Genomic DNA, 13,062 nt, shown 5'->3' on the forward strand with positions numbered 1-13,062 from the left:
CCGAGAGTCCGGCATGGGTAAGCTGTATGACAATCGGCGGCGTTGAGGTATGTTGCATGGCAATCTTGTAAGGTGTCAAGGTTGGTATACGAACAAGGACGGACCGCGTGTGTCAGCACAGGCGCTGGATACGCCCTGTCACCATGGGGTCGGCCGTCCCGGAAGGAGGACATGTGGCTGCTGCCCGATCCTCAGCGCCGCCCACCGCGGTTGACGCTGTTGCCGACACACTGCGCGAGCAGGTGATGACTGAAGAGATTCCGCCAGGTGTCCAGGTCACCGAAAGCCTCGTCGCGAGCAGGTTCGGGATCGCCCGCCCGACCGCGCGCGCGGCCATCGACCGCCTGGTTCAAGAAGGACTGTTCCGGCGGAGCGCCCACGCGAGCGCACGCGTGCCGCGACTGACTGCCGCCGACATCAATGACCTCTACTTTGCCCGTGGATGCATCGACCGGGAGGTGGCGCGGGCACTGGCGGATCGGCGGACCGTCCCCCCTCAGGCGCACGCGGCCCTTGTCGACCTGCTCGCCGCCAAGAGCGAGTCCCCGCTACTTGACATCGTTGCCGCGGACATCAAGTTCCATCGGGCGCTCACGGACGGACTCGGCAGCGCCAGGCTCACATCGCTCTACACCTCCCTCATGGGCGAGGTGAGGCTATGCATGGCCCAGGTGCAGTCGAGGCGGTTGCTGACACCAAGAAGCATCTACGACGAACACGTCATGATCGTGGGAGAAATAGCAGCGGGAAACTCCGAGCGCGCCGCTGAAATCGTCACCATGCACCTTGAGCACGCCCGCGCCGCGTTGCTGAAGAACCTCGAAGGCCGAGAGAACTGAACCCGTACGCGCCCACGTTGATCGCGCGTCCACTTCGGCACCCCGTACTTCAACACCCATCTGTCGTGAGACGAGGAGAACGACCGCATGACATTTTCAGCCGATCAGCAAGTCCAGCCAAAAAATGGACAGGAACGCTACCGGATAGCCGTTGTCCCCGGGGATGGCATAGGAACCGAGGTGACCGCTTCGGCTCTCCAGGTCATCAACCACGTCGCAGACAAATATAATTTTTCGTGTATATTTGACCATAAACCATGGGGGTGCGAATTCTTCCAGAGCAGCGGAGCGATGATGCCCGAGGACGGCCTGACCCAGCTCTCGAGCGCCGATGCGATTTTGCTGGGTGCCGTTGGGCACCCGGATGTTGCCGATCACGTGTCATTGTGGGGGCTCCTCATCCCGATAAGGCGCGCATTCTCTCAATACGTCAACCTGCGACCCGTCCGGCTCTTTCCTGGTATCTCTAGCCCTCTTCGGCAGGTGCCACCTTCGGGTCTTGACTTCGTCATAGTGCGAGAAAATACGGAGGGCGAATATTCGCAGGTAGGCGGGCGTTTCAGCTCGGGAATACGTGATGAAATGGCCATTCAAGAGTCCATATTTACCCGCGCCGGCTGTGAACGTGTCATCCGATACGCGTTCGACCTGGCCCTGAAGCGGCGAAAAACGCTCACGGTGGCCACCAAATCAAATGGCATAACCCACACAATGCCGTTTTGGGACGAAATAGCCTCCGAGGTGGCGGAGAATTATCCGGATGTAGAGTGGCGTCTAATGCATATTGACGCGCTCGCTGCCAAATTCGTCCTCGATCCAGGGTCGCTGGACGTCGTGGTCGCCTCCAACCTCTTCGGTGACATCCTCAGCGACCTGGGCGCGGCGCTTGCCGGGAGCATCGGTATCGCGCCATCGGCGAACCTCAACCCCGATGGAACCTTCCCGTCGATGTTCGAGCCGGTCCACGGCTCGGCGCCGGACATCGTCGGCCTAGGCATCGCCAATCCAATCGGGGCTATCTGGTCGGCCAGCATGATGCTCGACCATCTCGGACAACCTGAGGCCGCACAAGCCATCACCGAAGCACTGATGACTGCCACCGCCGTAAGTAGTTCCCGAACCGCTGACATCGGTGGTACAGCAAGCACTGCTGACGTCACCACAGCGGTTCTTGACATCATTTCTGGCCGACCATGAAATGTGGCCCGCGGCACCCTCCTCGTCGCCCCCGAAGGCGACCAACTCGTGGTCACCAAGCTCGACGCCCTCGGCCGCTCGCTGGAGAACCACATCCAGCTCTCCAAGGAACTCCACGCGCGCGGCGTCGACCTCGCCACCTTGGACGTGAGACTGTCTGGATCGGACAGTCTTGCCGCGCTTGACGCCCGGTTACATCCCCTCCACCTCATTTGAGCTGGGGTGATGCCCGAGCTGCTGGACGCACGCTTGAGATTAAACCCCGACAAGATCGTTTCTTGTCGGGGTTCGTTCAGACGTCTCGTCCGCTTTCCAGGCCTTTGATGATCAGCCGTAGGCCGAACCGGAATTCCTCTTCGAGGGGTACCGTGGTGAGTTCTTCGGCGGCTGAGGTGGTGGCCGGGTAGGTGGCAGGATCGAGGTGGCGGTAGAAATCCAGTAGTTGCGGTCCGCTCTCAGGGCCAGCCGATCCGGGGCCATGCTGTTGAACCGCGAACCCGACGACGTAGTGGCCGATGGCGGTGAAGGCGCGAGCGGCAAGCTCAACGGGGAATCCGTGGCCGAGCAGCAGTTGGATGAGGCGTTCGCGGTTGGCCAGGCCGTTGGGCCCGACCGGTACCTGGGCCATCAGAAGGGGGAGTACGTTGAGGTGGCGGCGCAACGTCTCGTAGAACGCCTCCGCCCCGGCCGTGATCGCATCCTGCCAGGTGGCGAAGTCCTCCTGGCCGGTGACGTGCACTTCGCCCAGGACTCGGTCGACGACGTACGCCATGAGCTCGTCCTTGCTGGCGAAATGGCGGTACAGCGTCGCGGTGCCCGATTCCAGGACGTCGGCGAGCATGCGCAGCGAGAACGCCTGGACGCCGACCTCGTCGACGAGCTTGAGTGCGGCGGAGACGATCCGCCCGACGTCTAGGGGCGGGCGCCCGCGTCGTTGGGCTGTGGGCGCCGGTGGGCGGCTGGCCCACCAGGCCGGGCTGCCTGGGACGTCCGGAGGCGCTGAGCCCATCGGCTTCTCCCCTCTCCGCACCCCCGTTTACGGAGTCGCCGTATCCGAAAGCGTCGACGCCATCGTATCCAAAATGCCGTTCCGTATCCATTCCGTGACACCCCGGTAATCATTCGGAGGTGTGTCAAGGAGGTCGGCGCAGCTCAAGTGAAGCGATGGGTGCGGCGGCCCGGGGGTGCCTGCCCCGACTTCACCCGGACCGCGCACGCCGTCGGCGTGGGCTCCGCGGTGACCGGGCTCCTCAAACGCGATCACCGTCCGGCTTCCGTCCACCAGATGGTGAGGGGTGCGCAGCTGCTGCGGTGCCGCGGGGGCATAGGGTCGTGGTCTGCGCGGCTGGGGTCATGCGGCGGGCGACGGAGTCGAGGCGGGTGTCCCAGCCGGCGGTGTCGATGTGGCCGATATAGCCGTCGGGGCGGATGAGGAGCAGGGTGTCACCCGTGATGCCGTAGGCGGTGAGGAGCGCTTCTTCGGCTGGGCCGACGGGGACTGCGCGCCGGGTGGCGGTGTGCCGGTGGAGCTTGGTGCCGCGGGAGGGCCAGGCGATGTCACGCAGGGCCACACTGGCCTGCTCGCCGAAGGCCAGGAGGGTGAAGTGCGGGCCGCGGTACAGGTCGAACAGGCGGCGGGTAGGCCGTGAGGACGGGTGCGGCAGGAAAGCGTCGGGGGCGCGGTCCCCCACGCGCAGCGTCACAGTCTGGCCGGAGTCTGTGGGAGCGAGGGGACCACCGTAGTAGGAGATGCCCAGCTGCCGGTCCTCGCCGCCGCGGGTGAACTTCGACGGGCGCACCCGCTTGAGTCCCTCGTACAGTTCGGTCGAGCGTCCCAGGACCTGGGCGGCGACGGGCCGGCGCTCGCCCTCGTAGCTGCCCAGCAGCCCCTCCGGTGCGCCGGCCAGGACCTGCTCGAGCTTCCAGCCGAGGTTGTAGGCGTCTTGGACGCCGGTGTTGAGACCCTCTGCGCCGGCGGGGGTGTGGACGTGGGCGGCGTCGCCGCACAGCAGGACCCGGCCTTTGCAGTAGTGCTCGGCCAGCCGAACATTGGGCCGGAACAGCGAGGACCAGGTGATGTTCCGCAGCCGCAGCGAGCCTCCGACCAGCCGGTCGAACAGTGCGGCGAGGGCGGGGTCGGTAAGGTCGACGGGGTCGTCGGGCCGGAGCTTGATCATAAGTTGGAACTGGTCGCCTCCGGGCAGCGGGCACGCTCCGACGAAGCGGCCTCCGGCGCGTGGCCAAACGTGCCAGCGGTCGCGCGACAGACCGTCGATCGCCCCGTCCACGATGATCATCCGGTCGGATTCGTCGGTCGCGCCCTCGAACCGCAGTCCGCAGGACTTGCGGACGGTGCTGCTGCCGCCGTCGGCGCCTACCAGATAGCGGACTCGCACCTGCTCGCCGTTGGACAGCAATGCGGTCGCGGACTGAGCGTCCTGGTCGACCCCCTCTACGCCGATGCCGAAGCCGATCTGGACCGAATGGGCCTCGACGGCGTCGCGCAGGATCGCGGTGGTGGCCGACTGGGGCAACAGCAGGATGTCGGGGTAGGGGGTCGTGGGGTCGGTGGGCAGAGGCTTTTGCATGACCCATTTCTTGGAGAACGGGCCCAGGTGCAGGCCCATCGGCGGGTAACGGTCGCCCGCAGCCAGGGCGGCGTCAAGGACGCCCAGGTCATCGAACACCTCCAGGGTGCGGGGCTGCACGCCCTTGGCGCGCGAGCCGGGGAAGGTGCCCTCCTCGCGGTCGACCAGCCGCACCCGCACCCCGCGGCGGGCCAGGTCCAGGGTGAGCGCCAGTCCGACCGGCCCCGCGCCGACCACGAGGACATCGACGTCGAAGCCCATCCCTCCGCCGTCCAGGCCGCTGATGTTCTCGGTGGTGTTCGGGTCTTCGGTAGTCATATCGCCGCCTTTGTGGTGAAGATGCGCAGAGAGTCGGTCAGCCGGGTGGCGACCGCCTCGGTGGCTCGAAGGGCGCCCCATGGCTGCTTTTTTCGATCAGGTGGATCCGGTCGGCCCGCAGCGGGGTCCACATCCGGTCCACCTGGTCAATCGGGTGGCGTCGTTCGCTCCGGGCGATGAAGAAGCTGTCATCGTGGGCCGCTGCGGGCTCACTGATCCCTGCCGCCGGCCGGGCGGCCGCGCGGGGCCAGGCCCTCTGAGGCCGTCGCCGTTGCTCGCGCTTGGACGCATGGCTCCTGCTACGACGTGGCGAGCGACTTTTCGGATACACTGTATCCGAAAGATGCCCGGGTGGGTGCGCGAGGGCTTCGTGACCTGTGGGACTTTGTCACCCGATTCGAGAAGGGCACCGAGTCGATCACCGCGACCTGCGTCTTGTGCGTCCCTGCTTGCGGCGGTCAGCTGGTTCGCCGAAGGTCGGCGGAATCGGGCGACAGAGTCCTGTGGGGCTCGGAAAGTCATCGCCGCACGTCAGGCCGTGTATCGGTACTCGTTGATGATGCCGCCGAGGACTCGGGTTCGTTAGGAGCCTGCGGGCGTAAAGGTCGTACACAGCAGCAGGCCGCTGGTGGGCCGCAGGTGGAAGCTGGTCGCGGGTGCGGTGGGGGCGATGCTCGTTGTCATGTCGCTGATAGTCCGCCAGAACCTGTCGGGCGTGGGCCTCGCCCATGATGAGGATGGGTCGCGAGCCTCGCTCCGGATGCTGCCGATGACCTCTCGCAGTGCGCGTTCGTCCGGGGAGCCCGCGGCGCACTCTTGATCACATTCATGTCCTCGGCTTCGAAGACAGCGTCGACGAACACTCCGTACTTGCCGTCGAGTTCACGCAGCGGGAAGCGCAGAACCTCTATGCGCGTGTGGAGTTCAGCGGCGAGAATCCTGGCCTGCCGGGTAGCCCAGTCCCGGGTGACCGGTCCGGCGGGTCTCGCAGCGCGGGTCGAGCGATGGCGACTTATGCGGACCGCGGCGCAGGTGCCGGTTGCCGCGTCCCGAATCCTGGGCCGTCAGGCCGGGACGCCCCGCTGCGCCGACGTCTCGGCCGCGGGTGCCACGGTAGGCGTATCGGCCGCGGCAAGAGCCTCCGGGTGCCTCTTCGCCCATACCACGAGGCCGATGTAGACGAGGTCGAACACGCTGCACAGGATGCCGATACCCAGAATGAACGGTGAGTTGTCGATCACGCCGATCGAGATGGTGGGAGCAAGAGTGCCGAGCCATTTTGCGATGGCGATCGTGAGGGTCTGCCCGCGAAGGCCCCGCCGCGCGACGAGCATCGCGATGAACAGGCCCGACATCAGCAGGTTCTGCAAGAAGGCCGAGTAGCGGGCGGCGCCGTGTTCGCCAAACTCCGCCAAGAACAGCCACTGCACCGCGTAGGAGGTGCCGAACACCAGAACGCCGAAGACGGCGAACATCGGCCGGGTCACAAAGCGCGGGAACTCGGCGCGGCCGAAGGCGAAGAAGGTGTACACGATGGCGAGGTCGGCCAGTGCCCACACGATGTTGACCACGCCCTGCAGCGACATCGCGCCCGTCAGGTCGCGCACCGCGTAGGTCGACTCCCACGCGATGTTGAGGCCCAGCGCGGCCAACGGCATCGCGTAGGTCTTGTGGCGGAACCCGATCCGGATCGCTTCTATGTAGACGATCGTCCAGGCGAGGCCGCTGACGGCACTGAGGAATGGGTCCATGAGGATTCTCCTGCGGTGGATGGGACGACGCGCGGGGTGCCGGGCAGCCGAGGTCAGGGGGTGGCGCGGTAGCGGCGGATGAGATCGCTCACCGCGTCGCGCAACCGGCCCGGCTCACCCGCCCGGTCGAGCGCGAGAGCGGTGAGTACGAGTCCCTGCATCGCGGCGGTAACGGTGAACGCAGCCGCTTCTGAGCCGACATAGGGCGTCAGGAGCCGGGCGAGCCGCTGCTCGAGAAGCCCTTTGACCGGACCGAGTTCCGGATCGTGGCCGGCCGCGAGGATCATCTCGAAAACAGCGATCGTGTCGGTCCGCCGCTCGGTGACGAGATGCGCGGTGAAGTCGCCGCAGAGGTCCGGGAGAGCGTCGGGTTCCTCGGCGGTGTGGGCGGAGAGACCGACGAACTCCAACCCGATCCGTGAGCCGGCGTGCTCGAAGGTCGCGCGGCGGAGGTCGTCGATCGACGGGTAGTGGTAGGTGACGGAGGCCAGCGACACAGCGGCGGCGGCGGCGACCGCTCGGTGCGTGAGCGCACCCACGCCCTGCTCGCCGACGATGCGTACGGCCGCATCGAGCAGCAGCGTCCGGCGGGCGTCACCGCGCGCGAGGCGTCCGTCGGTCGCCTTGTGCATCGTCACCCCCGCCGACTATCCGTACAAATGTACCATTAACTTGCGGTACTAATGTACAGCTAATTCGGTCGGGGAACTCTGTGTCGTGGGTCACTCACCATGTTCGGCCTCAGGTCGCGCGAACGTGTGAAGCTCTCAAGCGGCACCCGGCTCTTGGGTATGCAGCTCCGACCGGCATTCCCGGCAGGTGGCGGGGGTGTGGCCACGGAACGGCCGCTCGCGGACGTCGCAGGCTGCCAAGGGGTCGCCGCGTCGCCGGATAGCGCCCGGGGTGCGGCCGTTGGCGGCCGCCACCCGCGTCGACGGCGGCGCCCCCTCCCTCCCTGCCCGACCGGGCTCAGGCGGCCTGACCGCCGCCGACCCCCTTGGCGAAGTCCGCGCGCAGCCGCCCCGGTTCGTCGTCCGGTACGGCGCGCGCCCAGGCGTCGGGGAGACCGCGGAGAGCTGCTTCGCCGGCAGCTGGCCGAGCACGATCCCGTCGTCCGCGCCCTGCCCACCCGGCCGCGCCCCCGCGGGGCGCAGTGGTCCGAGCAGCGGGAACAGGGCTTCACCACCGCGCTCGCCGCCGCCTACACCGAGGGCCCCGACTCCTACCTCTACTACGGCAACAGCGAGCTGGCGGCCCTCGACGTCGGCACGCCGCTGGCGGCAGCAGACTGGAGCCGCCGCTACGGCGCGACCGACATCTCCTTCAATCCCCGGACGGCCTGGCCGAAGTCCACCTGCGCCGCAACCGCCTCGACCACGCCGCCGAGCTGACAGGCCATCAAGAACCCTGGCTCATGCTGGCCGGACCGCCTGGAAACCAGTGGTACGCCACCGCCTCGTCCTTCACTCCGGAGGGCCTCATGGCCGCGATGAACACCGCCCTCACCGACCCGGCACCGGTCATCCGCTACGGCGACGACCTGCGCCGCCTTCCCCCACAGGCCACCGCAACCCCGGTCAAGCCCCCGGTGCCGACGCCGCTGGACGTACGCCGCGCCCAGGCTGCCAACGCCCGCTCCACCGTGGCGCCCTCGCCTGCTGGCGCGCGGCCGTTCATCCCGGCACCGCGCCCGCCGTCAGCTCCACAGCTCCCGCGCCCAGGGAACAGCCGCTGACCACCATCCCCTTCTCGCCCTCCGGAGCCACCCGTGTCCGACGCCACTGCCCTCGAACAGGCCGACGCGATGATCGAGAAAGCCTGGGGCCGCCCCATCGATGTGCTGGAGACTCTCGCGGTCCGTCGCCCTGTCAGGACCCGCTCCTGCGCTCGGCGGTGCATATCCGATCGAGCCTCGTCGTCTCGAACAACGCGGTCGCCGTCCACCAGGACCGCTTGCACGCCCTGACCCGGCCCGGCCATGTGCCGGCCTTCTACGACCTGGAGCGGATCACCAGCCCGGCGGTGGACCTGCGCGTCGCGCAGGCCGAGAGCCACATCGCCCTGCAGGCGATCAGCCACGTGATCGAGGCCCGCGACGCCGCCGTGACCGCGGACCGGGCACCGGAACTCCGCCTGGCCCAGGCCGCTGTAGCCCGCTCCGCGCACACACTACGCGCCCTGGGCCAACCACCGGACCAGCCCGCCCCGTCGGCCGCTGTCGGCCCGACGGTGGCCGCGACAGGGCCCCGACGGTAACCGATCAGCCCGCGTCTTCGTCGCCATGGGCCACGCCGAGCGGGGAGCCCATCGCGTGGGCCAGCTCCGCCAACGTCAGCTCGACGCGCCGCCCGTCCGCGATCCGGCGCTCCACCACGGCTTCCCCGTCACGCTGCCTCCCGGCCTGGGTGCCCACGGCCCACTGGCCGTCGGCCACCATCGCTATGTCGCCCACCGTCCACGGCCGCCCGGCGCCGCAGATCTTGCGCTCCAGCCCGGCACCGCCCCGGTGTCTGCTCGACTCCGCCACGCCTATCCCATCTGCTCTGTACGGCCCTGCGCCGCAACCGGGTTACGACAACCGGCCGCGCCGATCCATTCCCCGGCTCGCCGGCCTCTCACCCTCGGCGGCCAGTTCGCCCACGGCAGACCTCACCTTCCCGGAAACGACTACGTACTTCGGCACACAGCATGTCAACGTACGGACGTCGGGAAAACCGCAGGTCAACGAAGGGACTGTCCACTCGTGAACGCCTCCAGCACCCTCCTGCCAGCCGTCGTCCGCCCCGCCGTGGAGGATCGCGCCTGGCTCTCCAGCGACCACTGCGCGGGCCCAGTGCTCGAACTGCTCGGCGCACTCGGATGGGCGATCGTCGACACCCCGGAGGCGAACGTGCACTGCACCAGCCCGGACGGCCGCGTCTACGTCGGCTGGCTCCCCGAGGACACCACCGCCTGGAAGCGCGGCATCGTCTGGCAGGTCCGGGTCCTCCCCTCCGACGCCGAGCCCTGGAACTTCACTGGCCGCCGCGTCACCGGAAGCGACGCGGCGGCCAGTTCTGTTCAGTCGTCAGCCAGCGTAGATGGCGATCTCACTGACTGCCATCTGGCCACCGGTTTGGCCGCCCTGGTTGGGCATGTCCGCGATGACGCGGACATAGCGCGCCTGGACCGGCGGAACCCACTGAACACCGGACAGGCCACCGGCATTGTCGGCGTGCCGGGCGACCGTCCAGAACGTCGAGCCGTCGAGGGAGACGTCGATGTGCCAGTTGGTGGCGAACTTGTCGTCCGGCTGGAGCAGCGAGATCACGCCGATGGTCTCCGGCCTGGTCAGGTCGATCTGCTGGATCCAGCGGTACTGGTTGGTTGCCTGTGACCAGGTGCTGGGGTTGCCGTCGTCGGCGAGTGCCGGCGTCGAGTTCGGCTGCATCAGTGCCTGCGTGCCGTCGATGTAGAGGGCCTGGGCGGGTTCGTCCAGCGCGAGGTTCTGCTGGCCGGGCGTGGCGGCGAAGGCGCCGACCTCGCTGATCGCCATCTGGTCGCCTCGCTGGTTCCAGTTGGTCGGCGCGTCGGCGACGATGCGGATGTACCGCGTGGTCACCGGGTTCGGGAAGATGACCGGGATGGTGCCCCAGCCGCTGTTGGTGATCCGGCCGACGGTCGTCCAGTTGCTGCCGTCGGTGGACGCGTCGACGTGGAAGGCCGTGGCGAAGTGCGCATGCGGCATGGTCACGGTCACGTGGCCGAGGTTTTCCTGGGCCTGGAGGTCAACGACGAGTTGCCACAGGAACTGACCGCTGGCCTGCACGTAGGTGTCCGGGTTGCCGTCGGTCGCATACGACAGCTGCGAGTACGGCTGCAACTGCGCGGTGGAGCCGTCGAGGTACTGCGCCTGCACCGGCTTGCCGAGGGCGAGGTTGGGCAGGGCGGGTCCGGTGGGGGCGGCGGCGAGGTAGGCGTACTGCGGTTCGAGGCCGGCGTTGGCCAGCAGCGAAGCGGGCACGCCGGTGCCGTCCGGTGCCACCTGGGTGTTGCTGATGGTGGCGTTGCTCGGTGCTCCGCACGGCCAGTCTGGGGTGGGGTTCTCGACATAGTTGCCGGTGAAGGAGAAGTTGCCGTACGGCGTGCCGCCGCCCTCGTTGCAGCCGCCCATCGACGGGGTGTTGTTGGCGAACATCGCGTTGCCGGTCATCGTGATGTACTCGCTGCCGCCGTCGGTGTAGATGGCGTGGCCGCCGCCGGCGGAGTTGGTGTTGCGGACGACGTTGCCCTGGATCAGCAACCCGTCGGCCATTGAGTCGCCTTCGATGCCGAGCACGTAGATGCCCCCGCCGTCCGAGCGCAGCTGCATGTGGTCGAAGACCAGGTTGTTCAGGATCTGGTTGCCCAAGGTCTCGGTCGGGTTGTGTCCCCAGCCCCAGTTGGAGCTGATGCCGCTGTAGGGGACGTCGTTGACCTGGTTGTGCTCGATCGTGTCGTAGCGGGCGTAGCCCTGGAAGATGCCGACCCCGCCGGTGTACTGGACGGCGACGTTATGCACCCAGTTGTCGGCGATCGTGTTGTGCGCCGGTATCAAGGCGATGTCCGTCGGAGCGGCGTCACTGCCGTTGCCGATCTCCATGCCGTTGGCGGAGATGTCGGTGAACACGTTGCCCTGGACGGTCGAGCCGTTGACGTCCTGGCCGAGCTGGAGGCCGGCCGCGCCGAGATGCTCGAACGTGCTACCGGTGATGGAAAGCCCTGAGGTGTGGTCGAACACGACGTTGCCTGGCGTCATGGTCCAGGCGCCGTAGGGGCACGTGCCGGGGTTGGTGGTGGAGTACCGGGTGCAGGTGCCCTGGTACTGCCAGGCGTTCTGACCGGTGAGGTGCATGTTCGCCTGCACCTCGGAGAAGCCGTCCGGGCCGTTCGGCGCGGTCCAGCCTCCGTATTCGAAGGAGATGCCGGAGAACGCGACACCGGAGAGCGGCTGCTGCTCGGTGCCCGTTCCGGAGACGAGGGTCTGCAGCCGCGGGATCTCCACGTCCGCGGTGCTCATGTCCTGCCCCTCACGGGGAATGTAGTAGACGACGTTGCTGCTCTGGTCGAGGTACCACTGGCCGGGATCGGTCAGCAGCGCCTTCGCGTTCTCCACGGAACTGGGCAGGTCGATGTTGACGCCGTACGGCTTCTTGGTGGAGTTGTCGAAGCACGGCTGGTCCATTGTGATGGTGGTGCCGGACACCGACGCGATGTCGCAACGCACCTGGGTCCACGCGACGTTGTAGACGAACTCCACGTGGGTGATGTTGGGCCACGAGTCGAACACCGTGCTGCCCGCGGTGTAGCCGGTCGCGGTGCGGGTCAGGCTGGTGGGGACCGAACCCGCGGCCCGGTTGGCGCGCACGCCGTCGACGTAGAACTGCCGCGTGTCGGTGCCCGCAGGGACGTTGGCCTGCCAGACGCCGCCGGGCCCTTGTGTCCAGCCGGTGATCCGCTCGCCGCCGCTGAGCACGGGATGCGCGCCGGGCGCGGCCTCGTAGGTCACGGTGTAGCCCGGTGCCGCACCGTCGCCTTTGGCCGCGTCCAACGCGAACGTGTCGGGCAGGTTGTAGGTCCCGCCTGCCAAGACGACCGCGACGTTGGCGTTGGCGGTGCCGGTGACCGACCGCACGCGGCCCTGTGCGGTCGTCAGCGAGCACGGGGCGTCCTGCGCGCACGTGTTGCCGGACCCGTTGGGTGACACGTAGTAGGAGATCGGCGGTGCTGACGCCGCGCTGGCGACGCTGGTCATCGCCCCGCTGATCAGAGCGGCGGCGCCGACTGCGGCGATGATGCCGCGGCGCCAGATGGGCGTTCTCAATCGCATGTTCACTCCTTTGTGGACGGCCAGCATGCCGGAGACAAGGGTTCGCTGCGAGGAAAGGAAGAGCACGAGCACCGGCAGGATCGCCGTGATGATCGCCAGGGCGAGTTCGGGGCTGGTGATGTCCAGACCCTTGCCTGCCACGGGAGTGAACGACGGCGTCGAGGACAGCAGTTGGTTCAGGCCGAGCTGGATGGGGAACTGCTGGCTACTGGGCAGCACCAGATAGGGCAGGAAGAAGTTGTTCCAGTTGCCGACGAAACTGAAGAACGCGACCAGTCCGATGACGGGCCGGGCCAGTGGCAGTGCGATCCGCGAGAACACCTGCCATGAGTTGCAGCCGTCGATGCGGGCCGCCGCGAGCATGTCACGGGGCAGGCTGGTGGCGAAGTAGATGTACGCCGGGTACACGCCGAACGGGTAGAACGAGAACGGCAGCACGATCGACCACACCGTGCCGACAGCCCCTGCTCGGCGGTAGCCGATCACCGGGCCGCAGGTTCTCCCGGGCGATGTACTGCAAC

Annotated in this window: 12 protein-coding genes and 1 pseudogene; 6 read left to right on the plus strand and 7 right to left on the minus strand. The window is 67.5% G+C overall.

The features are described 5' to 3' along the window. Positions 1 to 173 precede the first annotated feature (173 nt). The 3 genes from AB0N14_RS02180 (at position 174) to AB0N14_RS02190 (ending at position 2,252) form a co-directional block, all read left to right on the plus strand. On the plus strand, positions 174 to 839 hold the full coding sequence (locus AB0N14_RS02180; protein WP_366023826.1) for a GntR family transcriptional regulator: 666 nt from the start codon (positions 174 to 176) through the stop codon (positions 837 to 839). An 87-nt stretch (positions 840 to 926) separates the two neighbouring features. Beyond that, on the plus strand, positions 927 to 2,036 hold the full coding sequence (locus tag AB0N14_RS02185; protein ID WP_366023827.1) for a tartrate dehydrogenase: 1,110 nt from the start codon (positions 927 to 929) through the stop codon (positions 2,034 to 2,036). A 3-nt stretch (positions 2,037 to 2,039) separates the two neighbouring features. Continuing rightward, positions 2,040 to 2,252 carry a recombinase family protein gene (locus tag AB0N14_RS02190; RefSeq protein WP_366023828.1) on the plus strand — a complete coding sequence of 71 codons (213 nt, stop codon included), beginning with the start codon at positions 2,040 to 2,042 and terminating at the stop codon, positions 2,250 to 2,252. Between the two features lie 76 nt (positions 2,253 to 2,328). On the opposite strand, the gene AB0N14_RS02195 is transcribed toward AB0N14_RS02190, so the two are convergent. The 4 genes from AB0N14_RS02195 to AB0N14_RS02210 all read right to left on the minus strand — a co-directional run bounded on the left by AB0N14_RS02195 (position 2,329) and on the right by AB0N14_RS02210 (position 7,325). Continuing rightward, complete coding sequence (locus AB0N14_RS02195; protein ID WP_366024233.1) at positions 2,329 to 2,937, minus strand: TetR/AcrR family transcriptional regulator; 609 nt, start codon at positions 2,935 to 2,937, stop codon at positions 2,329 to 2,331. A gap of 349 nt (positions 2,938 to 3,286) precedes the next feature. After that, positions 3,287 to 4,942: an FAD-dependent monooxygenase gene (locus AB0N14_RS02200; protein ID WP_366023829.1), complete on the minus strand. Its 1,656-nt coding sequence runs from the start codon at positions 4,940 to 4,942 to the stop codon at positions 3,287 to 3,289. 1,064 nt (positions 4,943 to 6,006) lie between these two features. Continuing rightward, on the minus strand, positions 6,007 to 6,693 hold the full coding sequence (locus tag AB0N14_RS02205) for a hypothetical protein (protein WP_366023830.1): 687 nt from the start codon (positions 6,691 to 6,693) through the stop codon (positions 6,007 to 6,009). A 53-nt stretch (positions 6,694 to 6,746) separates the two neighbouring features. Further along, the gene (locus AB0N14_RS02210; RefSeq protein ID WP_366024234.1) at positions 6,747 to 7,325 is read right to left on the minus strand and encodes a TetR family transcriptional regulator; all 579 of its coding nucleotides are present in this window, start codon (positions 7,323 to 7,325) and stop codon (positions 6,747 to 6,749) included. A gap of 198 nt (positions 7,326 to 7,523) precedes the next feature. Between AB0N14_RS02210 and AB0N14_RS02215 the strand changes: the two genes are divergently transcribed. The 3 genes from AB0N14_RS02215 (at position 7,524) to AB0N14_RS02225 (ending at position 8,949) form a co-directional block, all read left to right on the plus strand. Further along, complete coding sequence (locus AB0N14_RS02215) at positions 7,524 to 8,084, plus strand: hypothetical protein (protein ID WP_366024266.1); 561 nt, start codon at positions 7,524 to 7,526, stop codon at positions 8,082 to 8,084. Then, positions 8,081 to 8,428 carry a DUF317 domain-containing protein gene (locus AB0N14_RS02220; RefSeq protein ID WP_366024235.1) on the plus strand — a complete coding sequence of 116 codons (348 nt, stop codon included), beginning with the start codon at positions 8,081 to 8,083 and terminating at the stop codon, positions 8,426 to 8,428. Before AB0N14_RS02215 ends, AB0N14_RS02220 begins: the two co-directional genes overlap by 4 nt. 158 nt (positions 8,429 to 8,586) lie before the next feature. After that, on the plus strand, positions 8,587 to 8,949 hold the full coding sequence (locus tag AB0N14_RS02225) for a hypothetical protein (protein WP_366023831.1): 363 nt from the start codon (positions 8,587 to 8,589) through the stop codon (positions 8,947 to 8,949). Between the two features lie 4 nt (positions 8,950 to 8,953). On the opposite strand, the gene AB0N14_RS02230 is transcribed toward AB0N14_RS02225, so the two are convergent. The 3 genes and pseudogenes from AB0N14_RS02230 to AB0N14_RS02240 all read right to left on the minus strand — a co-directional run. Continuing rightward, positions 8,954 to 9,220: a hypothetical protein gene (locus AB0N14_RS02230; RefSeq protein ID WP_366023832.1), complete on the minus strand. Its 267-nt coding sequence runs from the start codon at positions 9,218 to 9,220 to the stop codon at positions 8,954 to 8,956. 540 nt (positions 9,221 to 9,760) lie between these two features. Further along, positions 9,761 to 12,568: a discoidin domain-containing protein gene (locus AB0N14_RS02235; protein WP_366024236.1), complete on the minus strand. Its 2,808-nt coding sequence runs from the start codon at positions 12,566 to 12,568 to the stop codon at positions 9,761 to 9,763. After that, a pseudogene (locus tag AB0N14_RS02240) lies at positions 12,560 to 13,000 on the minus strand (ABC transporter permease subunit); the annotation flags it as partial. The pseudogene AB0N14_RS02240 and the gene AB0N14_RS02235, both read right to left, overlap by 9 nt. Positions 13,001 to 13,062 lie beyond the last annotated feature (62 nt).

The organism is Streptomyces sp. NPDC051104 (genome assembly GCF_040682835.1).
Lineage (GTDB): Bacteria > Actinomycetota > Actinomycetes > Streptomycetales > Streptomycetaceae > Streptomyces > Streptomyces cynarae.

What these genes read in the sequence shown, in the direction of transcription:
- AB0N14_RS02200 (WP_366023829.1), bottom strand. Translation starts at nt 4,942, where the DNA reads ATGACTACCGAAGACCCGAACACCACCGAGAACATCAGCGGCCTGGAC.
- AB0N14_RS02210 (WP_366024234.1), bottom strand. Translation starts at nt 7,325, where the DNA reads ATGCACAAGGCGACCGACGGACGCCTCGCGCGCGGTGACGCCCGCCGG.
- AB0N14_RS02235 (WP_366024236.1), bottom strand. Translation starts at nt 12,568, where the DNA reads ATGCTGGCCGTCCACAAAGGAGTGAACATGCGATTGAGAACGCCCATC.
- AB0N14_RS02185 (WP_366023827.1), top strand. Translation starts at nt 927, where the DNA reads ATGACATTTTCAGCCGATCAGCAAGTCCAGCCAAAAAATGGACAGGAA.
- AB0N14_RS02205 (WP_366023830.1), bottom strand. Translation starts at nt 6,693, where the DNA reads ATGGACCCATTCCTCAGTGCCGTCAGCGGCCTCGCCTGGACGATCGTC.